Source organism: Cupriavidus sp. 05T42, from assembly GCF_056396345.1.
In genome coordinates, this window is record NZ_JBFTLH010000018.1 from 1 (window position 1) to 20,616 (window position 20,616).

Genomic DNA, 20,616 nt, shown 5'->3' on the forward strand with positions numbered 1-20,616 from the left:
GGGCCCCTGGTTTTTTCCCCTCTCCCGCAAGCGGGCGAGGGGAGCACACCGGCAGGCTTTGATGGGCCCCTGGTTTTCTCCCCTCTCCCGCAAGCGGGCGAGGGGAGCACACCGGCAGGCTTTGATGGGCCCCTGGTTTTTTCCCCTCTCCCGCAAGCGGGCGAGGGGAGCACACCGACAGGCTTTGATGGGCCCCTGGTTTTTTCCCCTCTCCCGCAAGCGGGCGAGGGGAGCACACCGGCAGGCTTTGATGGGCCCCTGGTTTTCTCCCCTCTCCCGCAAGCGGGCGAGGGGAGCACACCGACAGGCTTTGATGGGCCCCTGGTTTTCTCCCCTCTCCCTCCGGGAGAGGGGCGGGGGAGAGGGACGGCGTATCCACGGGCGACGCCGCGCGCAAAACCTGCATCGTTCTCCATGCATCCCCTTGTAAGACTTGCCAAGCCGCCCCACTGGCGGGCGCTGCGGGGTGGCGCCTATCTTGCAGAGACCTATGCGTCACCACAGAGGGGKAACGCCATGGACAAAGACGCCGCCCACGACGTGCGCAAGGGGCAGGTCACCGAAAAAATGCCGCGCGAGGCGTTTCGCGAGCGCTTCCGGGCGCGCTTCTACGACCCGGCGTTCCGCGCCGAAGAGGCCGCGATCGACCGGCTCGAAGCCATCGCCTGGGCCGCCTACGCCGACAGCCGCAAGGCGCCGCTGACCGCCAAGGCCGGCCCGGGCGCGGCGGACCCCGGCTACGACGTCTCCGTGGAATGGCTCGCCGCCCGGGACGCCATCGCGGCAGCGCAGCAACGGCAGTCAGACCCCGCCACGCCGCCCCGCGTGCTGCTGGTGGTGGCTGCCGCGCGCAACGACTTCACCTGCCCGGGCGAGATGTCGAAGTCATGGCGGCTCGCCGAACTGGCCCGGGCGCGGCTCGAACACGATGGCATGACCGTCGATGTGCTCGACCTCAGCGTGCTGACCTCGGACCCGGACCGCCAGATCCACCCCTGCAAGGGCTGCGTCTCCACCGCCATGCCGCTATGCCACTGGCCGTGCAGCTGCTATCCGAACCACGCGCTCGGGCAGGTCAACGACTGGATGAACGACCTCTACCCGCGCTGGGCCGCCGCGCACGGCGTGATGATCATCACGCCGGTGTACTGGTATCAGGTGACCAGCCCGCTCAAGCTGATGATGGACCGGCTGGTCTGCGCCGATGGCGGTAACCCGGACCCGAGTAGCACACACGGCAAGACCGTGCCCGAGGCCAAGGCACTGGAACTGAAGGGCTGGGACTACCCGAAGCACCTCGCGGGCCGGGTCTACGGCCTCGCGGTGCATGGCGACGTGGCCGGCATCGAAGGCGTGCGGCGCGCGCTGTCTGACTGGCTCGACTGGATGGGGCTGGTCGATGCGGGGCAGAAGGCCCGGCTCGACCGTTTCATCGGCTATTACAAGCCCTACGCGACGTCGCACCGTGAACTCGATGTCGATGGGGACGTGCAGCGCGAGGTGGAAACCGTGGCCGGGGCCGTGGCCAGCGCGGTGCGGCTGCGCCGGTCCGGCGGCCTCCCGCAGGCGGACKAGGGTCTGCCGGCGCCGCGCGTGAAGTAGGGGGATGAGGCCGGCGATGCTAGCCGGCGTCGATGGCCTGGAGCAGCGCTTCCAGCTCCACCGGCTTGACCAGATGCCGGTGGAAGCCGGCCTCCTGGGTCTGCTGGCGGTCCGAGGCCTGCCCGAAGCCGGTCATCGCGATATAGCGCGTGTTGGCCAGCGCGGGCATCTGGCGCAGCGCGTGGACCACCGCGAAGCCGTCCATGCCCGGCATGGCCAGGTCGACCAGCGCCACGTCCGGCCGCATGCGCGCCGCCACGTGCACGGCTTCCATGCCATCGTAGGCAATCGTCACGGCGTGGCCGGACATCTCGAGCAGGATTGCCATGCTGTCGGCGGCGTCGCGGTTGTCATCCACCAGCAGCACGCGCAGCGGCCGGGGCGTGCCGGCGGCGGCATCGGCGTTCTCGCCGGCCGGATTGAACGCCGCGGCCAGCGGAAGCTGCACCGTGAAGGTGGCGCCCAGCCCGGGCCCCTCGCTCGTGGCCGAGACCGAGCCGCCGTGCATCTCCACCAGCGAGCGGCACAGGGACAGGCCGATGCCCAGCCCGCCCTGCGCGGTGCTGCCGGGGCGGTCTTCCTGCACGAACAGGTTGAAGATCGTGTCGAGCGACTCGCGCGCGATGCCCCGGCCATGGTCGATGATCTGGATCACCAGCGTGCGGTGGCGCACCATCGACGTAATCGAGATCGACGCGCCCGGTGGCGAGAACTTGGAGGCATTGAGCAGCAGGTTCTGGATCACCTGCACCAGCCGCGTGCGGTCCGCGAACAGCGGGATGTCCTCGGTGGCGGCGGTTACGCCCACCGGCTGGGACTTGGCGGCCAGCGTCGGCTCGGCGGCCTCGATGCCGAGCGCGATGATCTCGCGCGCCTGCATCGGCTCCCGCCGCAGCTCGATCTTGCCGGCGGCGATGCGGCCCACGTCGAGCAGATCGTCCACCAGCCGGGTGAGGTGGGTCATCTGCCGGTCGATCAGGCTCAGGCTCTTTTCGGTGACGGCGGGCTCCTGCGGGCGCAGCCGCATCACGGTCAGTGCGTTGCGGATCGGCGCGAGCGGGTTGCGCAACTCGTGCGAGAGCGTGGCCAGGAACTCGTTCATGCGGCGCTCCGATTGTTCAAGTTCGACCAGCCGCTTGCGCTCGCTCATGTCGCGCGTGACCTTGGCGAAGCCGCGCAGGTTCTGGCGCTCGTCATAGACCGCCGTGATGGTCACGTTGGCCCAGAACAGCGAGCCATCCTTGCGCACGCGCCAGCCCTCGTCCTCCACGCGGCCCGTGGCGCGGGCGATGGCCAGCTCGCGGCCGGGCTTGTCCGCCGCCAGGTCCTCGGCGGGATAGAAGACCGAGAAGTGCTTGCCGACGATCTCGTCGCGGCGGTAGCCCTTGATATAGGAGGCGCCGGCGTTCCAGCTCATCACCCGGCCGTGCGGGTCGAGCATGAAGATGGCGTAGTCCTTGACGCTCTCCACCAGCATCCGGAAGGTTTCCTCGCTCTGGCGCAGGGCCTCGGCGGCGAGGCGCTGCTCGGTCATGTCGCGCGTGACCTTGCCGAAGCCGAGCAGGTGGCCCTTGGGGTCGCGCAGCGCCGTGATGACCACGTTGGCCCAGAAGCGGGTGCCGTCCTTGCGCACGCGCCAGCCTTCGTCCTCGAAGCGGCCGATGCGCGCGGCGGTCTCCAGCTCCATGCCCGGCCAGTTACGCGCGCGCGCCTCGTCGGTATAGAAGCGGGAGAAATGCTGGCCGACGATCTCGTCGCGCGCATAGCCCTTGATCCGTTGCGCGCCGGTGTTCCAGCTGGTGACGTGGCCCTCGGCGTCCAGCGTGAAGATGGCGTAGTCCGTGACGGCCTCCACCAGCGTGCGCAGGCGTTCGCTATCCACATCGTTGGGCGAGGCGGCTGGCGAGGGCCCCGAAGGCTGCGAAGGCGGCGGGGGCGGGGAGGGTGGGGATGCGGGGCGCGGCATCGTGTTGGCTGGCTTCAGATCCTCCAAGGATACATAGATTTCGACCATTTCTGGCCCGGTGGCTACCCGCAGGCAGGAGATTCCCACCCATCGGGCAGGCCGGGGCTGTCGCCGCTCCGCAACACGTGGCGCGGGGCGTGCCGGGGTGGGGTAACGTCGGAGAAATGCCGACATACCGGGGGGGCGCAATGGGGTAGACTCGATCGCTTCCCTGCCAGTCCTGGCTCCACGGAGACGCCACGCATGTATGCCGAGTCCGCGCTTGACCGCCGAACCATCGATTCAGCCGTGCAGGCGGAGCCGCCGCCAGCCGCCATGGCGGCGCCGCAGCCACTGGCCGGTGACGTCGGCGTGCGGGACCTGCGGCGCGTGCCGATCCACCCCGACTACTGGTATCCGCTAGCCTGGTCCAAGGAAGTGAAGCGCGGCAAGGCGCACGGCGTGCGCTTCGCGGGCGACCCGATCGTGCTGGTGCGCACCGAGAGCGGCAACGTGTTCGCGCTCGAAGACCGCTGCGCCCATCGACAGGTGCCGCTGCACGCGGGCGTGGTCGATGGCGAATCGATCCGCTGCTGCTACCACGGCTGGACCTACGACTGCACTGGCCGCTGCATCGACGTGCCCTACCTCGGCAAGGAACGCCTGCCCAACGGCGTGCGCGCCTACCCCTGCAAGGAAGTGGCTGGCCTGATCTTCGTCTTCCCCGGGGACCCCGCGCTGGCGGACAGCAAGCCGCTGCCGGCCTTCGCCTCCGTGGCGGACAAGCAGTACAAGACCCGCCGCCTGGGCCGCGCGGTGAAGTGCCACTACTCGTTCATGCATGAAAACCTGATGGACATGAACCATCAGTTCCTGCATCGGCGCCAGATGGGCATGATGCGCGCGCGCTCGGTCGGGCGCAGGCGCGGTGAGGGCTTCGTCGAGGTCGATTACACCTTCACCCGCGAGGGCGGCAAGCAGCCCGTGGGCGAGGCGCTGGTGTTCAGCAAGGACGGCGGGGAGGCCAGCAAGGATGTGATGACGGTACGTACCGTCTATCCCTATCAGACACTGCAGATTCGCTCGGGCAGCGGGACGCTGGTGATGGACCTGTGGATTGCCTACGTGCCGCTGGACGCGGCGCAGCGCACCAACCGGACCTTCGGCATGCTGTCGATTCGTCGCCCGGGGCTGCCGTTCGCGCTGGACCTGGCGTGGCCGCTGCTGGTCTGGTTCACCGAACGGATCTTCAAGGAAGACCGCGAGATCGTGGAGATGGAACAGGCCGCCCACGACAAGCAGGGCGCGGACTGGAACCACGAGGTGTTCCCGGTCATCCGCGACCTGCGCGACCTGCTGCGCGAGTGCGGCGGCCGGACGGTGATTCCGATCCAGAAGATCTGAACCCCGTCCCAGCCGACCTACGCCATTACGACGCCGACGCGGTTTCCAGCGTCGGGTAGTCCGTATACCCGCGCGTCTCGACGCCGCCCGTGCCGTACATCGTGGCCGGGTCGACCGCGTTCAGGTCGGCGCCCAGCCGCAGCCGTTCCACCAGATCCGGATTGGCGATGTACGCGCGGCCGAACGCCACGGCGTCGGCATCGCCCGTCGCCAGCACAGCCGTCGCGGCGGCCTGGTCGAAGCCATCGTTGGCGATGATCGCGCCACCGAATTCGCGCTTCAGCAGCGGCAGCAGGGCGCCTTCGCCCGGCGTCTCGCGCACGAACAGGAAGCCCAGGCCGCGCTGGCCCAGCGCCCGCGCCACATGGCCGAAGGTCTCGGCCGGCTGGCTTTCGGCCATCGAATGACTGGGCGAACGCGGCGCCAGATGCACCCCCACGCGCTTGGCGTCCCACACGGCCGTCACGGCATCCGCCACTTCCAGCAGGATGCGCGCGCGGTTCTCGATCGATCCGCCGTATTCATCCGTCCGCACATTGCTGCCGTCCTGCAGGAACTGGTCGAGCAGGTAGCCGTTGGCGGCGTGGATGGTCACGCCATCGAAACCGGCCGCCTTGGCGTTGGCGGCGGCGCGGCCGAAGTCGGCCACCACGGTGCGGATCTCGTCACGCGTGAGTTCACGCGGCACTACGAAGGGACGCTGCGGACGCAGCAGGCTCACATTGCCCCCGGCCGCGATCGGGCTCGGCGCCACAGGCTGGCGGCCATTGAGCAGGCTCGGGTCGGAAATCCGGCCCACGTGCCACAGCTGGGCCACGATGCGGCCGCCGGCGGCGTGTACGGCATCCGTCACTTGTTTCCAGCCTGCTACCTGCTCGCCGGACCACAGGCCCGGCACGTTCTGGTAGCCCACGCCGTCTTCGGAGATGGGCACGCCCTCGGAAATCAGCAGGCCGGCGGAGGCGCGCTGGGCGTAGTACTCGGCCATGACCGCGTTGGGGACATGCACGGGCTCGGCGGCGCGCAGCCGGGTCAGCGGCGCCATGACGATGCGGTTCGGCAGCGCCAGGTCACCAATTTGCAGGGGATCGAACAGGGTGGGCATAAGCATATCCGTCACGGTTATAAAGCTTGCAAACTGCAAGTAACGCAAGCTTAGCAGCGCGCGGTAAGATCGCAAACGTCGATTTCGACCCACTCAATTGTTGCGGGTGGAACAATCCAGGAGCGGTCCGATGCGCGTTGCAAACTGGCTGATGGCGGCAGGAGTGATCGTGATGTCGATGCTGGGGGCGGGCTGCGCCAACCTGCCGCCGCATCCGGCCCAGCCACCGACACAGGCCCTGGCCTTGGCCGATTCCGCCGATACCGCCGATACCGCACTCGGCCGGGCACTGGCGCCGCGCCTGGCGCAGCATCCCGGCGAATCGGTGTTCTATCCGCTCACCGCCGGCGCCGATGCCTTCGCCGTGCGCCTCGCGCTGGCCCGCACCGCCCAGCGCAGCCTGGACCTCCAGTACTACATCTTCGATGCCGACGACACCGGCCTGACCCTGCTCGCCGAGGTTATGGCTGCCGCCGATCGTGGCGTGCGCGTGCGGCTGCTGCTGGATGACCTCCACACGGATGGCCAGGACCAGGCGCTGGCCGCGCTGGACGCCCATCCCAACGTCGAAGTGCGCCTGTTTAATCCGTTTGCCAACCGGGGCGTGCGGATGTTCGAGTTCGCTACTGATTTCCGCCGCGTGGACCGGCGCATGCACAACAAGTCGATGACGGCGGACAACCAGCTCACCGTGGTGGGCGGCCGCAATATCGGCGATGCCTACTTCGCGGCCAAGAGCGATGTCGATTTCAGCGATCTGGACCTGCTGGCGGCCGGCCCGGTGGTGCCGCAGGTCTCGGCCGTGTTCGACGATTACTGGAATGCCGAGGCCACCTATCCGCTCGCCACCCTGGCGACGCCCCAGTCGGACGCCGAGACCGTGGCCTTCCAGCAGCGCGTGCGCCAGTACCTGGACGACCGCAAGGTCAAGCTGCGCGCCACGCCGTACGGCAAGACCGTGCTGGAGTCCGGCGTGATCCGCGCCATCCAGCAGGAGGCGCTGCCGGCCTACTGGGGCCGCGCCACGGTCATCGCCGACCGCGCCGCCAAGGTCACGCTGCCGCCCGAGGACGATTCGACCCACGCGATTCCGGCGCTCACCAAGGTGCTGGGCAGCGCGCAGCACGACCTCACGCTGGTCTCCCCGTACTTCGTGCCCGGCGATGCCGGCATGGCGTGGCTGACCGGGCTGCAACAGCGCGGCGTGCAGGTCCACATCCTCACGAATTCGTTCGGCGCCACCGATGTCTCGGCGGTGCACGCCGGCTACGCCCCGCGCCGCGAGGCGCTGCTCCGGGCTGGCGTGTTGCTCTATGAACTCAAGCCCAGCGCCTACGCGGAAATGGCGAAGGAGAAAAAGGGGCACGGCATGGGCGGCAGCAGCCGGGCCAGCCTGCACGCCAAGACCTATATGGTCGACCGGCGCCTGCTGTTCATCGGCTCCCTCAACCTGGACCCGCGCTCGGCGCGGCTCAACACCGAGATGGGCATCGTCGTGGACAGCGCGCCGCTGTGCGACATGCTTGGCAAGCGGCTCGACGATGCCTTGCTCGACGCCGCCTACCAGGTCGTGCTGCTGCCCGACCCCCAGACCGGCAACCTCCAACTGGCCTGGATCACCCGGGAGGACGGCGTGCTGCGCACCTACACCAGCGAGCCGGACATGAGCACCTGGAACCGTATCGGCCAAGGCTTCATGCGCCTGCTGCCGGTGGAGTCGGAGTTGTGATGACAGAGGCACATGTGTGTCTGTGCTTGCTATAACAAGCAGTAACGCCAATAATGCTTGTTATGACACGCCCGATCGCCTCGCCACTGCCCCCTGAAGTCGGATTGCGCCTCGCCGCGCTCGGCTCCCGTATCCGGGACGCCCGGCAGCATCGCAAGCTGCGCCAGGTCGATCTGGCGCAGCGCGCCGGCCTGTCCCGCTCGACCATCGAGGCCATCGAGCGCGGCAGCCCCGACACCGCCATCGGCGCCTTCGCCCGCGCCCTCTGGGTCATGGGCCTCGACCGCGAACTGGACGTCGTGGCCGACGCCGCGTTCGACCAGGAAGGCGCCGCACTCGAATACCAGCCCGGCGAGCGCCGCGTGCGCATTCGAAGGGCACTCGACAATGACTTCTGAGGCAGGGCCGCTGGAAACAGGGTTTGATGGACGAGGGAATCGGCGAGCAGGAAGCCGACGACTGGGCCGTCTGCTTTACCCCGCTGCCGGATTCCCTATGATCGATTAGCCGACCGACTTGCCGACCGACTAGCCGACCGACTAGCCGACTAACGCTGCGTCAGCGCCTTGAAGCCGTCCACCAGCCGGTCGATGTCGGCCGGGGTGATCGCGCCCATGGTGGAGATGCGGAACAGTTGCGCGGACAGGCCGCCCTGGCCGGCGTAGATCACGAAGCCGCGCGCCTTCAGGCCGTCGTGAAGTTGCTCGTACGTCACGCCTTGCGGCAGTTTGTACGCGCGCAGCACCACGGACGACTGGGTGGCGGGCCACAGCGGTTCGATGCCGAGTGCCGCCAGCCCTGCGCGGGCCTGTTCGGCCAGTGCGGCGTAGCGCTGATGCCGTGCCTGCCAACCGCCTTCTTCMTCGTGCTCGCGCAGCGCTTCCACCAGCGCGTAGTACGCGTGCACGGACGGCGTGAACGGCGTGTTGCGCTGGTCCTGGAGCTTGGCCAGACGGCCGATGTCCAGGTAGTAGGTGCGGCTGGCCGCCTGCGCCAGCGCGCTGCGCCGGGCGATGACGAAGGCCGCGCCGGGCACGCCGTGCAGGCACTTGTTGGCCGTGGCGGACACGGCGTCGATGCTGCCGCCGAAATCGATGGCCTCCGCGCCGAAGCTGCTCACCGCATCCACCAGCAGGCGCACGCCGTGTTCCTGGCAGAGCCGGTCCACGGCGGCGATGTCGTTGAGCCGCCCGGTGGTGGTCTCGTGATGGATCACCGCCACGTGCGTGATCGCCTTGTCAGCCTTGAGGGCGGCGGCGATACGGTCGAGGTCGGGCGCGTCCATCCAGTCGTGCTTCACCAGCGTGTGCGCGATGCGGTACTGCGTGGCGATCTGCGCGATGCGCTCGCCATAGACGCCGTTCTGCACGATCAGCAGCTTGCCCTGCTCGGGGACGAGGCCGGCGATCATGCTTTCCAGCGCGGCGGTGCCCGAGCCCGTCATCAGCACGGTGGACCATGCGGCGGCGTCGAGCGCGTAGATCTTCAGCAGCCGCGCGCGGGCTTCGTCCTGAAGGTCGAAGAACTCGCTTTCGCGGTGGCACAGGTCGGTTTGCAGCAGGCTCTGGCGCACACGCTCGGAGAGCGTGACGGGGCCCGGGTTAAGCAGCAGCATGGTCGGTGCCTTGGCTTGTGCCTTGATCGGCGCCGATCTGGCGGCCGAGGCGGGTCTTGACTTCCACCGGCGTCACGGTCGGGCGCGGCAGGCCGTCCGGCGTGCCGGCGCGGGTTTGCAGGCAGACGAAGGTCGGGCCGGCCTTGGCCGTGGCGGCGCCTTGCAGGACCTGGTCGAGCAGGTCGAGGTGATCGCCCTCGGCTGCCGACGCGTAGCCGCATGCAGCCGCCACCGAGGCGAACGACACGTTGTGCGACACCGTCGACTGGCCGCCCGTGGAGTCGTGCGCGTTGTTGTCCAGCAGCACATGCGTGAGGTTGGCCGGGCCGTAGGCGCCCAGCGTGGCGAACACGCCCATGCGCATCAGCGCGGCGCCGTCGCCATCGATGGCCACCACGCGCAGGTCCGGGCGCGCCAGCGCGAGGCCGAGCGCGAACGGCGTGAGGCAGCCCATCGAGCCGACCATATAGAGCTGGTTCGGCCGATCATCGAGCGCATAAAGCTCACGACCGCAAAAGCCGGTGGAGGCCAGCACCACGGTGCCGTCGACCGGCGTATGGGCGATCACGCGGGCCAGTGCGTCGCGGCGGCTCGGCAGTTCGGCGGCCGGCACGTTGCGGCGCGACACCTGCGGCGTGGCCTTGGGCCGTGCCTGCGGCGGCGTCTGGGCCGTCAGCGGATAGGGCGCCACGCTGCCTTTCTGCATGACCAGCGCGTAGGGCCGGCCGGTGGCGTCCATATGGGCCACGGCGCGGTCCAGCGCGGGGCCGACATCGGCTGGCTCGGTCGGGAACAGCTCCCATGGAATTTCCATGGTTTCCAGCATGGCCGGCGTGACCGGGCCCATCAGCGCGTGCTGGGGCTCGTCATGCACGCCGGGCTGGCCGCGCCACGTCACGATCAGCAACTGCGGCAGGCGGAACGTCCACGTCAGCGAGGTCAGCGGGCTGACGGCATTGCCGAGGCCCGAGTTCTGCATCATCGTCACGCCGCGCACGCCGTTTTGCGCGCCTTGCGTCACGCCGGCGATAAAGGCCACGGCATCGCCCTCATTGGCCGCCGACACGTAATGCAGCGAGTTGTCCTGCACCACGTAGTTGATGAACGGCGTCAGGTACGAGCAGGGCACGCCCGCGTACCACTGGAAGCCACGCTCGCGCGCGGCCTCCACGAACTGGACCGCCTCGATCATCGGGCGGCCTCGCCGTCGGCCTCACCGTCGACATTCCCCAGGGCGTACGGCGTCTGCGTATGGGCGAAGTCGCCGGCACGGCGGAAATCGTCCAGATCGTTCACACCGCGCCAGTGGCCGTGCACGTACTTGACCTCGACCTTCTCGCCGGCTTCGACCAGCGCGTTGAGCAGGTCGGGCAGGTCGAGCTGGTCGAAGTCAGGCCGCTCGCGCAGCTTGGCCAGCAGCGCCTGCAGCTTGGCGCGGCCTTCGCCACGCACGCTGAACAGGCCGATCCAGCGGCCATTGGGCTGGGCTTCGCCGGCGGCGGGCAGGGTGTCCGAGACCTTCTTCAGGGTGATGGTCTGGCCGAACAGGTCGCGGTCGTCGCCGCCCGAGCACCAGGCGAAGTCGCGCACGCTCTGGTTCGACGGTGCGGTCTGCGAGGAATCCACCACCACGCTGAACGGGGCGTCGGATTCCAGCAGATCGCGCAGGATGTAGCTGCGGAACAGCAGGTCGCCGTAGGCGATCACGGTGTCGGTCTGCATGGCATCGGCCGCGCAGGCCAGCGAGGCCAGTTCGCCGGTCTGGGCGTGGCGCTCGTTGACCGCCAGCTTGATGCCGGCCGTGTCGATGGCCTGCGCCTGGTAGCCGCCCACCACGGTGATGTCGTTGATGCCTTGCTTCTTGAAGCCATCGACCAGCCAGCGCAGCAGCGGCTTGCCGGCCACCGGCAGCATGATCTTGGGCTTGTCTTCGGTCAGCGCCTCCAGGCCCTTGCCACGGCCAGCCGCCAGCACCACGGCGGCGCCCGGCACCTGCGCGCCGGACAGGTAGATCTTCTCGGCGGCCGAGTACTCGTCGGCGTCCTGCAGGCGGAAGATCTCGTTGACGGAGGCAATGCGGTCTTCCACGTTCACCAGCGTTTCGCTGTCGTGGATTTCGCGGGCCACGGCCTGCATTGACGAGGCCGCCACGCGCACCAGGTGGTTGGCCCAGATCACGAGGCTGATGCCCGCCTTGCGGAAGGCCTCGGTCGGCGTGCTGTAGTACTTCGTCGGCACGATGACCAGCGGACCCCGGCCTGCCCATTCGCGCGCGAAGGTCAGGATCTCGTCCGGCTTGGACAGCTTGCTGTGGATCAGGATGGCGTCGGCGCCGGCCTGACGGTAGGCCTCGGCGCGGCGCAGGGCTTCTTCCATGCCCCAGCCGGCGATCAGGGCTTCCACGCGGGCGACGATCGAGAAATTGTCGTCGGTCTGCGAGTCCTTGCCGGCCTTGATCTTGCCGCAGAATTCGTCGATTTCCGCCAGCGGCTGGCGCTCGCCGTCGATGAAGCTGTTGGTCTTCGGGAACTGCTTGTCCTCGATGCAGACGCCGGCAATGCCGCGCTGCTCGAGCTTGCGCACCAGACGGCGCACATTGTTGAAGTTGCCGTAGCCGGTGTCGCCGTCGAGCAGGATCGGCAGGTCGCTGGCATCGGCCATGAACTCGAGGTTGTCCACCACCTGAGTCCAGCTGGCCTCGTTGTTGTCACGCACGCCGAACTGGGCCGAAATGGCCAGCCCGGAGGCCCAGATGCCCTTGAAGCCGGCCTCGCGCACGATGCGCGCGGACAGCCCGTTGTGGGCTTCCATGATGAATTCGAGCTGGTTGGACACCAGCATCTGGCGCAGACGGGCGGCGCGGGAGGTGGCGAGCAGGTTCGGGTCGATGGCGTTCATTGTGCGAATCCCACGATGGGCAGAAGTTGGGGCAGGACTTCATTGGCGGCGCGTTCGACGTCGCCGGGGAAATCGATCTCGATCCACGGCGCGCCGGTTACGTCGGCCGTGTCGAACTGGTGGTTACGCTGGGCCAGCGACTCGAGCAGCAGGTCGCGGACGGCTTCCTCGTGCGGCATGTTGGCGCGGCCCGAATCGACGTAACCCTTGACGATCTCGGCCAGCCGGCGTGCCGTGTGTTCCTGGAATCGGAAAAATCCTACGGATTCGCCGATGGTGTCGTACTGGAGGTCGGCCATCAGCTGCTTGCGCAGCTCTACCGGCACGCCGTCGCGCAGGCAGAGCTTGACGGGCTCGTCGCCGGCCTCGAAATCGCGGTCGATCAGCAGGCGGTTGACCGTCTCGCCGGCCACCAGTGCGTTGAGAATGCGCTCATCGTAGAGCACGTCGGCGTCCATCAGCAGGACGTCGCCGCCGCGCGCGAGGGCGTCCGCCACAGTGTGCACGGTCAGCACGCTGCCGAGGTCGAAGCGCGGGTTCAGCACGATTTCCACGGGCGGGTGACCGGCCGGGCGCTCGATCTGGGCCAGTTCGGCCTGCACTTGAGTGGGCTCGAAGCCCAGCGCCAGCACAACTTCCGTGACGCCGGCCGCGTCGAGCATGCGCAGGTGGCGCTCGAGCAGGGTGATACCGTCAAAGCGCAGCAGGCACTTCGGAAACTGCTTGCCCGGCTGTTGCTGAAGCCGCAGGCCCAGGCCCGCGGCGAGAATGATTGCTCGCATTATTGTCTTTTCACCTTGCTTGAATTATTCGGAGCCCTGCCACGCGGCCTGCCGGGTGCGCCGGCGCTGGTATCGACGCTCGCTGTGATGCAGGTAGAGCAGCCCAGGAATGCCGAGCACGAGTTCGCGCACGCGCTTGGCCAGCGACATCGCCAGCGCGGCATCGGGCGGCAGGCCCACCAGCGGCGCCAGCAGCAGATAGCCGCCTTCCTGCGCGCCGAGCGAGCCGGGAATGGCKAACGCCGCGCCACGAATCGCCTGACCCACGCTCTCCAGCAGCAACGCCTCGTGCCAGCTCACCGGATGGCCCAGGAAGTAAAGAATCAGCCAGACCTCGCCGGTGCCAACGATCCAGCCGGCCAGATTCAGCATGAAGCTGGCGGCTACCTTGCGGCGGTCGCGGTAGAGGGCGCGGATGGCCTCGTCCACGGCATCGGCGCGCAACGCCAGATCATCCCAGTTGCGCTTGCCGAACACGCGCGCGGCCACGCGCATCACCCGGCCGAACATGCCGCGCCGCTGGAGGATGCAGAAGGCCAGCACGCACAGGGCGAGGACCACCGTCACGGCGATGATCGGCGTGCGCTGGTCGGAGAGGTTGCCTTGCGCACCGAACAGCAGAATGCCGAGCAGTGCGAACAGCATTTGGGAGAGCGCCTGCGTGGTCGTGCTGACGGTGATGGCCGCGGCGGCGTCGCGCATGCGGGCGCCATGATGGGCGAGGTAGCGCACCATCAGCACCGGGCCGCCGATCTGGCCAGCCGGCAGCAGGCTGTTGACCGACTCGCCGGCCCAGCGCGCACGCAGCGCGGTGCAGAACGAGCCATGGTGCGCGGTGCGGTCCACCAGCACGGCGATGGCGGCGGCGTCCAGCGCCAGCGGTACCACGTGGAACGCGGCGACCACGGCCAGGCCCCAGCCGGCCGACATCAGCGTGGTCGTGACCGCGCCAAAGCCCTGCCACGCCAACAGCGCGACAAACAGCGCCGCGCCAATCGTCAGCAGAATAAATGCGGCACGCGTCACTTGCCAGACTTCCCGCCTGATAGCAGGCGCTTGAAGACCTGCCGGAAGCCGAAATAGGCCACCGCGTCTTTCATATTGGAGATAAAGCGCAGCCACGGCCGCATGCCCGGATCGGTCACGTATTCGAAGGTCAGCGACACGCGGATCTCGTTCGGGCCGGCCGGGGTGATGCGGTGGCGCAGCTTGTCGCCATCGAACAGCACGATGCCGCCCGGCGGAATCTGCACCGCGCCCGGTTCGTCGGGCACCTCGGGGTTGCGGGTGTGGAGTTCGTATTCGAGCCGGCACGAGGACTCGTCCAGCACGCCGATCAGCAGCGTGTAGCGCCGGCCGTCGTAATAGGAGGTGTCGTAGTGCCAGCCGATATGGTCGCCCGGGCGCGTGTAGTAATAGAGCGCGTAGGCGTGCGGGTCGGTGGGCGGGCAGACCTGGAGCTTGTCGCCGGTGACCTGTTCAAGCCAATGAATCAGCGCGGGCGATCGATAGAGTTCGGCAATGAAGGGCGCCTGCTCGTCGATGGTGTGCCGGCTGACGCTGCCACCCTGCTTGTGGCCGGGCAGGTAGTTGCGGTTCAGCCCCGGCTGGAGCGCGCGGGCCAGCGCCTCCAGCTCGGCGCACTGCTCGGGCGGCAGGAATGTGTCGAGGTAGAGGAACGCGCCCTGGCGGTCGAAGTCGGCGCGCAGCGCGGGCGTGTCCAGCCCGGCCGCCGCGCGTGCCACGGCGGCATCCGGGTGGCCCGCATGACGCGGAGGCGGCGCGGGAGCGTCGATGACTGGATCGAGCGGGGAATCGAGCGCGATGTCGCGGGTAGCCTGTTCCGTCATGGCTGCCTCAATGTTTCGTTGGGGTGCCGACCGCCTGGGGGCGCCGCATGACGCGCCAGTAGTCGATGATCACAAGCAGGGCAAACAGCGGCGCGCCAACCGAGGCCAGCGCCAGGAACGGTCCGATGCTGCTGGTCAGCRTGACCAGCGGCAACAGGTACAGCACGTCCTCGGTCTCGAACCMGGCGGCGGAAGCCTGCTTGGTGCCACTCTTGCCAACCCGCGATTCTATACGCATGCGCAGGAAGAAGATCAGGGCCACCGCCAGCCCGGCCACGGTGCCGCGGCCCACGGGGCCGATCGCCTCGGTGGTCGCGGGCGCGGTCGCGCCAATCGCCATGCCCATGCTGACGAACAACAACACGGTAATCAGGGCGTCGCTGGCCAGATCGTAGAAATGCCCGATCTTGCTGCCTTTGCCGCTGATTMGCGCCAGTTCGCCATCGGTGTGATCGATGAAGTTGGACAGCACGACCAGCAGGGCGCCGTAATTGGTCCACGMGTAGCCCCCCTGCGCCAGGCAGGCAACGCCGGCCAGCCCGATGAGCAGGCGCAGCGTGGTCAGGTGGTTCGGGGTGACTCGGGTATTCCGGAGGGGCCGCACAAGGCGGCGGGCAAGGCGGGCATCCCAGGTGGGCGGCATGGGCGGCTCATCCGGGAAATTCGGGGATTTCTGGTTCATCCGTCAACAATCTGGAACGCGTCCCGGCGCGGAGGGGCCGGGCGATGCGCAACACTACGCCGGTGGCGCGGGAATGACAAGCGCACCAGAATACGCCTTTTTGCGGGACGGCGCACTGAGGACGGGCCCGGCGGGCGCTGGGGGCGGCACCTGCAATGTGGCGCTGGCGCCGCCCCGGGGCGGGCGATGGCGGCCGAAAAGCGGGCTAGGGCCGGAAGCCGTCGTCGAGGGTGCGCAGGAACGCCACCACGTCGCGGATCTCTCGGTCGTCCAGCGCCGGGCGGGCACCGGGCTTGCGGTCCATCGGCGGGTCGAAGTCGTCGATATTCTGGCGCAGCGCGGGCGGCAGGTCGTCGTAGGCCACGGTGCGGCCACGCGCATCGCGCCCATACCATTTGGCCGGTTTCAGGTCGCGTTCGACATAGAAGCGCACCACGTCTTCCAGATTGTGGAAGCGTCCGTTGTGGAACCACGCGCCGCGCTGCGCCGTGTTGCGCAGCGTGGGGGTCTTGAACATGCCGCAGTAGCCCTGCTGGGCGGCCTGGTCGGTGCGCTTCGGGCCGCACAGGCCGAGGTCGTAATACTGCGGATTGGCGTTGGCGGCGATCTCCGGGTTGCGCGGCACGCCGAGCGCGGCGAACTGGTAATCGGTCAGCAGCGGATGGGAGCCGTCGGCGCCCTTGTCGATGCGATGGCAGGCCGCGCAGTTGCCTTTCGCCGGGGCCGAGAACAGCCGCAAACCGCGTGTCTCGGCGGCGCTGAGGGTGGTTTCGCCATCGAGGAAGGCGTCKAATTTGCTGTTGTAGCGATGGAAGCCKGGGTCGTCGAGCTGGAAGCGCTCGAGGGCCTGGGTGGCGGCATCGAAGGCGCGCTGGGGATCGTCGAACACATTGGCGCCGAAGGCGGCGCGGAAGGCGTCGCCATAGGCAGCACGTCGTAGTTTGGCTACGACGGCTTCGCGGTCCGGGTTCGCCATCTCGTCCGGATCCAGCAGCGGGCCGCCGGCCTGCTCGCGCAGGCTGTTGAAGCGGCCATCCCACATCAGGCCGCCCGTGGGCGGGCTATCGGTCTCGGTCAGGCGCTCGCTGAGGCTGGCCACCTGCACCTTGTGCCAGATCGGCGTGCGATTGAGGGTGTACGCCAGAGAGGGCGTGGCGCGCTTGCCCTGGCGGGTGAGGTCCGGGCCGCCAAGCTGCACGGCCAGCGCATTGGGCGGGCCGTAGCCGTGGGCGGGATCGTGGCAACTCGCGCACGATTGCCGGCCCGAGGCAGACAGCGTGGGGTCGAAGAAAATCGCCTTGCCGAGGCTGGCCAGCGTGGCGGCGTCGGGCTTGGCGGGGGCGGGGGCTGACGCGGCGGCGGCCGGGGTGGCAACATCATGCGGCTGGCAGGCAGCCAGCAGGCTCACACACATAGCCAGCCACAGCAGGGCGCCCAGGCGGCGCGGCAATCCGGTATCGAGGGTCATGGCAACGGCAAGCCGCCGGGCGCTTGCGCAACCCGGCGGCAGTCAGTGGTCGATCAGATGACGATCAAAGGTTGGTGAAGATATCGGTGCCGAAGCTCACCAGCCCGTCCTGCGCCGCGTACCCAAGGTAGCCGCCCACCTGGAAGATGTCTTCCAGGCTCTTGAGCATCGAGTAATGGTTGTACGGCGTGGTGGACACCGTGCCCGGCTTGATGAACGGCGAGAGCAGCACGGCGCCGGTGCGGTCGCCGCCATGGCTCTGGGTGACCAGGTTGATGTCGTACGGATAGTGCGACACCGAGGCCGGGAAGCTCTGCGTGATCGGGAACGTGACGTTCGGGCCGGGTTGCTGGTTGCAGCAGGTCTGGCCGGAGAAGATCATGTTCAGCGTCGGCGGCGTGGTGGTAGTGTCGATGGCCTGCGACGAGTACGAGCTTTCATCGAAATTGATGATGATCAGGCCGTCCTGCTGGTAGGCCGGCGAAGCCATGATGATCGGCACCCACTTTTGCAGGAAGGCATCGGCCGAGACCAGGCCGCCCGGCGCGCCGTCCACGCACGGCGAATCGTGGCCGTCGTTGCAGAGGTTGGGCGTGATGAACGTGAAGTTCGGCGTGGTGGCCACGGTCTTCAGGTCGTCGGTCAGCTTGTTCAGGTTGACCACGTTGGTCGCGCAGTCCGGCGAGTCGGTGATCGAGTGGAAGTAGGCGAACGGGTTGTGGCGCGTGGCGTACTGGTCCGCCGGCACGCCGCCGGCCGTGGCGGCCTGGGGCGACTGGGTGGCGTCCGTGGCGTTCAGCGCCGGGTGGCCGCACGTGGCGGATTCGCGGGCCGGGTCGTTGCCCATGTCCTCCATATAGCCCTTCCAGGCCAGGTTCACGGCCTTGAGCTGGTCAGGCAGCGTCTTGATCGAGGCCGGATAGACGCAGCCCGTGCCGATGGCCTGGCCGTGGTCGGCCATGCCGGTCAGCGCGAAGTCCTTGTAGACCATGCAGTCCATCTGGGTGTCGGCGGTGACCGACTGGCCGCTGATCATGGCGATGTAGTTGCCCAGGCTGACGTGGCTGGTGCCGAAGTACTGCTGGAGGTGCGCGCCCTGGGCAACCAGGGTCTTGGAGAGGTAGGGCGCCTTGGAGTCCGCCGCGAAGGTGGTGGCGTAGTTCTGGTTCTCGAGCGTGATCACGAACACGTGGCGCACCGACTGGATGGTCTTCGGCACGACTGGGGCCGGGACTTCGGCGGCAGGCGGCGTGGTGGTGGTGCTCTTGTTGTCGTCGGAACCGCAGGCGGAGATAGCCAACGCGGCCAGCGCGGCGCAGGCGGCGGCGGGCAAGGCGGCCAGCCAGCCGGCTCGGGGGAGCTTGAACATTCGGAATTTCCTTGTTGTCGTGGGTGCGCGCGCGGCCGGACCATGGGCTCTCTTGCCGCGCGCGGGCCAGATATAAACAAACTTGTATGTTTGTTTTGTGACAGTTGAGGAATCAATGGCGACGCAGGGCGATGTGGCTACAATCGCGGCCATGCCGACCCAAGCCGAGCGCAGCGCGTCCACCAGACAGGCGCTGATCGATGCCGCCACCCAGTTGTTGATCGAACAGGGCTATGCCGCCTTTGGGGAGGCGCGCGTCTGCGAAATGGCTGGCATCAGCCGCGGCTCGCTGCGGCATCAGTTCCCGGAAGGGCGCTACACGCTGCTGCCGGCGATGGTCGAGCAGCTGATCGATACCGAGGCCGCGCGCCTGGCCGCGCTCGGGCCGATGCCATCCCGCGTGCGCCTGCACCTGATGCTCCATGCGCTGGTGAACCGCCGCCAGCGCCACACCTCGCTGGCCATCCTAGAAGTCTGGATGGCCGCGCGTGGCGATACCCGGCTGGCCGAGGCCATCGGCCCGCTGCTGGCCACCGTGCCGGCGCGGCTGTTCGGGCAGGGCCCGAACGACCCGTCGCAGCCAGAGTTGCTCGCGCTCCGGCTGTTCCTCCACGGCGCGACCCTCCACAGCTTTTCCGCCGACTACGACGCCGACAAGGTCGCCGATGCCGTGCAGTGGCTGATCGGCCAGCTCACGCCGCCCCCCGAACTTCCCGCCGTGCTGGCGCGCATCGCCGCGCTACAGGCGCAGCAAGCTTCTCGCCAACCCGCCTGAAGATTTATTGCTAAAGTCCTTGCTTAACTATTTGCCGTCGCTATACTAAAGCACATGCTTAACCAATCCGATCCTCTCGATATGACGTTCCAGGCGCTGGCCGACACCACGCGCCGGACCCTGCTGGTGCAACTGTCACGCGGCCCCGCGTCCGTGACCGACCTTGCCCGGCCGCTGGCGATGTCCTTGCCGGCCGTCATGCAACACCTGGCCGTGCTGGAACAGGCCGGGCTGGTGCAGTCGCAGAAGGTCGGGCGGGTACGCACGTGCCGGATGGCGCCGAACGCGCTGAGTCAGGCCGAGCAGTGGATCAGCGCCCGGCGGGCCGAGTGGGAAGGCCACTTCGACCGCCTGGGCGAATACCTGGAAACCATGAAGAAGGAGGCAACCCCCGATGGCGACGGCAACTGAAGATACGGCAACCCAATTGGCGCAACCGCGCCCACTGACGGTCTCGCGCGCGTTCAACGCACCCAAGGAACTCGTGTTCCAGGCGTGGACGTCCGCCGAGCACGTCAAGCACTGGTTCTGCCCGCAAGGGTTCACGATTCCCGAGGCCGAGGTCGAGCCCCGCGTGGGCGGCAAGTTCGACTACTGCATGCGCGCGCCGGATGGGCAGTCGCACTGGGTGCGCGGCCATTTTGTCGAGATCCTGCCGAACGCGCGGCTGGTGATCGACATGACCGTGGTCGGCGGCGACGGCGCCGCACTGTTCAACGCCCTGACCACGGTGTCGTTCGAGAACGTCTGCGGCGGCACGCAGCTCGATGTCGAGCAGCGCTACACGCTGCTGGACCCGGTCGCCGGCAATTTCACGCGCGGCGCCGCGCAGGGCTGGGCCGAGACGCTGGACCGCCTGGAGGTGGAAGTGGCCCGTATGGCCGATGCGCCGCCCGCCGAGCGCTCGGTGGTGCACGGCATCTTCCGCATCGAGCGGACCTTCAAGGCCACGCCGGCGGAGGTCTTCCGCGCGCTGACCGACCCCAAGGCCAAGGCGCAATGGTTCCGGGGTGGCGATGGCTATCAGGAACTGGCGCGGACCATGGATGCCCGCCCCGGTGGCCGCGAGCACCTGAAGGGCAGCTGGGCCAACKGGCTGGTCTCGACCTTCGATGCCATTTATTACGATGTGGTGCCCGGCGAGCGTCTGGTCTACGCCTACGAGATGCATATGGGCGAGCGCAAGATTTCCGTCTCGCTGGCCACCTTCGAGATGAAGCCGGTCGACGATGGCACGCGGCTCGTCATGACGGAGCAGGGCGCTTTTCTCGATGGCTATGACGATGCGGGTTCGCGGGAGCATGGCTCAGGGCTGCTGCTCGACGCGCTGGCGCAGTATCTGGCGGGGGCGGTTGTGTGAAGGGGTTTTCTCTCGCACGCTTTCTCGATGCG

18 protein-coding genes are annotated in these 20,616 nt (G+C 68.1%); 7 read left to right on the forward strand and 11 right to left on the reverse strand.

What is annotated here, in order from left to right; translation table 11 throughout:
- The first annotated feature begins 516 nt into the window (after window positions 1-516).
- On the forward strand, window positions 517-1,602 hold the full coding sequence (locus tag AC1EJR_RS21205) for a flavodoxin family protein (RefSeq protein ID WP_477147520.1): 1,086 nt from the start codon (window positions 517-519) through the stop codon (window positions 1,600-1,602).
- A 19-nt stretch (window positions 1,603-1,621) separates the two neighbouring features.
- Here AC1EJR_RS21205 and AC1EJR_RS21210 read toward each other — a convergent pair whose 3' ends face one another.
- A complete protein-coding gene (locus AC1EJR_RS21210) occupies window positions 1,622-3,568 on the reverse strand; it encodes a PAS domain-containing hybrid sensor histidine kinase/response regulator (protein ID WP_441644206.1) in 1,947 nt (648 codons plus the stop codon).
- Window positions 3,569-3,811: 243 nt separating this feature from the next.
- Here AC1EJR_RS21210 and AC1EJR_RS21215 point away from each other — a divergent pair, with 243 nt between their 5' ends.
- Window positions 3,812-4,951: a Rieske 2Fe-2S domain-containing protein gene (locus AC1EJR_RS21215; RefSeq protein WP_441591016.1), complete on the forward strand. Its 1,140-nt coding sequence runs from the start codon at window positions 3,812-3,814 to the stop codon at window positions 4,949-4,951.
- Between the two features lie 25 nt (window positions 4,952-4,976).
- On the opposite strand, the gene AC1EJR_RS21220 is transcribed toward AC1EJR_RS21215, so the two are convergent.
- Window positions 4,977-6,056: an alkene reductase gene (locus tag AC1EJR_RS21220; RefSeq protein WP_441644207.1), complete on the reverse strand. Its 1,080-nt coding sequence runs from the start codon at window positions 6,054-6,056 to the stop codon at window positions 4,977-4,979.
- A gap of 130 nt (window positions 6,057-6,186) precedes the next feature.
- Between AC1EJR_RS21220 and AC1EJR_RS21225 the strand changes: the two genes are divergently transcribed.
- Together AC1EJR_RS21225 and AC1EJR_RS21230 are read left to right on the forward strand one after the other, a co-directional pair.
- Entirely contained in the window at window positions 6,187-7,785 is a 1,599-nt protein-coding gene (locus AC1EJR_RS21225) for a phospholipase D family protein (RefSeq protein ID WP_477113657.1), read from the forward strand.
- Window positions 7,786-7,847: 62 nt separating this feature from the next.
- Complete coding sequence (locus tag AC1EJR_RS21230) at window positions 7,848-8,183, forward strand: helix-turn-helix transcriptional regulator (protein ID WP_177220013.1); 336 nt, start codon at window positions 7,848-7,850, stop codon at window positions 8,181-8,183.
- A gap of 149 nt (window positions 8,184-8,332) precedes the next feature.
- Here the strand turns inward: AC1EJR_RS21230 and AC1EJR_RS21235 are convergent, their stop codons facing one another.
- The 9 genes from AC1EJR_RS21235 to AC1EJR_RS21275 form a co-directional block, all read right to left on the reverse strand.
- The gene (locus AC1EJR_RS21235; protein WP_477147521.1) at window positions 8,333-9,400 is read right to left on the reverse strand and encodes a 2-aminoethylphosphonate aminotransferase; all 1,068 of its coding nucleotides are present in this window, start codon (window positions 9,398-9,400) and stop codon (window positions 8,333-8,335) included.
- A complete protein-coding gene (aepY, locus tag AC1EJR_RS21240) occupies window positions 9,387-10,592 on the reverse strand; it encodes a phosphonopyruvate decarboxylase (RefSeq protein WP_477106112.1) in 1,206 nt (401 codons plus the stop codon). Before aepY ends, AC1EJR_RS21235 begins: the two co-directional genes overlap by 14 nt.
- Entirely contained in the window at window positions 10,589-12,298 is a 1,710-nt protein-coding gene (gene aepX / locus AC1EJR_RS21245; protein ID WP_454757048.1) for a phosphoenolpyruvate mutase, read from the reverse strand. Before aepX ends, aepY begins: the two co-directional genes overlap by 4 nt.
- On the reverse strand, window positions 12,295-13,080 hold the full coding sequence (locus tag AC1EJR_RS21250; RefSeq protein ID WP_477113658.1) for a phosphocholine cytidylyltransferase family protein: 786 nt from the start codon (window positions 13,078-13,080) through the stop codon (window positions 12,295-12,297). Before AC1EJR_RS21250 ends, aepX begins: the two co-directional genes overlap by 4 nt.
- 24 nt (window positions 13,081-13,104) lie before the next feature.
- A complete protein-coding gene (locus AC1EJR_RS21255) occupies window positions 13,105-14,106 on the reverse strand; it encodes a flippase-like domain-containing protein (protein WP_477147522.1) in 1,002 nt (333 codons plus the stop codon).
- Entirely contained in the window at window positions 14,103-14,930 is an 828-nt protein-coding gene (locus tag AC1EJR_RS21260) for a HalD/BesD family halogenase (protein ID WP_092301095.1), read from the reverse strand. Before AC1EJR_RS21260 ends, AC1EJR_RS21255 begins: the two co-directional genes overlap by 4 nt.
- 7 nt (window positions 14,931-14,937) lie before the next feature.
- Window positions 14,938-15,612: a CDP-alcohol phosphatidyltransferase family protein gene (locus AC1EJR_RS21265; RefSeq protein ID WP_477147523.1), complete on the reverse strand. Its 675-nt coding sequence runs from the start codon at window positions 15,610-15,612 to the stop codon at window positions 14,938-14,940.
- A 205-nt stretch (window positions 15,613-15,817) separates the two neighbouring features.
- On the reverse strand, window positions 15,818-17,080 hold the full coding sequence (locus AC1EJR_RS21270; RefSeq protein WP_477147524.1) for a cytochrome-c peroxidase: 1,263 nt from the start codon (window positions 17,078-17,080) through the stop codon (window positions 15,818-15,820).
- Between the two features lie 64 nt (window positions 17,081-17,144).
- Window positions 17,145-18,449, reverse strand: a complete 1,305-nt coding sequence (locus AC1EJR_RS21275) for an alkaline phosphatase family protein (protein ID WP_477113660.1) — start codon at window positions 18,447-18,449, stop codon at window positions 17,145-17,147.
- 151 nt (window positions 18,450-18,600) lie between these two features.
- On the opposite strand from AC1EJR_RS21275, the gene AC1EJR_RS21280 reads away from it, so the two are divergent.
- The 3 genes from AC1EJR_RS21280 to AC1EJR_RS21290 are packed head-to-tail and all read left to right on the forward strand — an operon-like array spanning window position 18,601 to window position 20,584.
- Window positions 18,601-19,224 carry a TetR/AcrR family transcriptional regulator gene (locus AC1EJR_RS21280; protein ID WP_092301320.1) on the forward strand — a complete coding sequence of 208 codons (624 nt, stop codon included), beginning with the start codon at window positions 18,601-18,603 and terminating at the stop codon, window positions 19,222-19,224.
- 54 nt (window positions 19,225-19,278) lie between these two features.
- A complete protein-coding gene (locus AC1EJR_RS21285; RefSeq protein WP_092301107.1) occupies window positions 19,279-19,635 on the forward strand; it encodes an ArsR/SmtB family transcription factor in 357 nt (118 codons plus the stop codon).
- Window positions 19,619-20,584, forward strand: a complete 966-nt coding sequence (locus AC1EJR_RS21290; protein ID WP_477147525.1) for an SRPBCC domain-containing protein — start codon at window positions 19,619-19,621, stop codon at window positions 20,582-20,584. Before AC1EJR_RS21285 ends, AC1EJR_RS21290 begins: the two co-directional genes overlap by 17 nt.
- The last annotated feature ends 32 nt before the right edge of the window (window positions 20,585-20,616 follow it).

Excerpts from the sequence above, each read along its gene's own strand:
- AC1EJR_RS21220 (WP_441644207.1), bottom strand. The coding sequence starts at position 6,056 with ATGCCCACCCTGTTCGATCCCCTGCAAATTGGTGACCTGGCGCTGCCG.
- AC1EJR_RS21215 (WP_441591016.1), top strand. The coding sequence starts at position 3,812 with ATGTATGCCGAGTCCGCGCTTGACCGCCGAACCATCGATTCAGCCGTG.
- aepX (WP_454757048.1), bottom strand. The coding sequence starts at position 12,298 with ATGAACGCCATCGACCCGAACCTGCTCGCCACCTCCCGCGCCGCCCGT.
- AC1EJR_RS21280 (WP_092301320.1), top strand. The coding sequence starts at position 18,601 with ATGCCGACCCAAGCCGAGCGCAGCGCGTCCACCAGACAGGCGCTGATC.
- AC1EJR_RS21225 (WP_477113657.1), top strand. The coding sequence starts at position 6,187 with ATGCGCGTTGCAAACTGGCTGATGGCGGCAGGAGTGATCGTGATGTCG.
- AC1EJR_RS21210 (WP_441644206.1), bottom strand. The coding sequence starts at position 3,568 with ATGCCGCGCCCCGCATCCCCACCCTCCCCGCCCCCGCCGCCTTCGCAG.
- AC1EJR_RS21250 (WP_477113658.1), bottom strand. The coding sequence starts at position 13,080 with ATGCGAGCAATCATTCTCGCCGCGGGCCTGGGCCTGCGGCTTCAGCAA.
- aepY (WP_477106112.1), bottom strand. The coding sequence starts at position 10,592 with ATGATCGAGGCGGTCCAGTTCGTGGAGGCCGCGCGCGAGCGTGGCTTC.
- AC1EJR_RS21285 (WP_092301107.1), top strand. The coding sequence starts at position 19,279 with ATGCTTAACCAATCCGATCCTCTCGATATGACGTTCCAGGCGCTGGCC.
- AC1EJR_RS21230 (WP_177220013.1), top strand. The coding sequence starts at position 7,848 with ATGACACGCCCGATCGCCTCGCCACTGCCCCCTGAAGTCGGATTGCGC.
- AC1EJR_RS21275 (WP_477113660.1), bottom strand. The coding sequence starts at position 18,449 with ATGTTCAAGCTCCCCCGAGCCGGCTGGCTGGCCGCCTTGCCCGCCGCC.
- AC1EJR_RS21260 (WP_092301095.1), bottom strand. The coding sequence starts at position 14,930 with ATGACGGAACAGGCTACCCGCGACATCGCGCTCGATTCCCCGCTCGAT.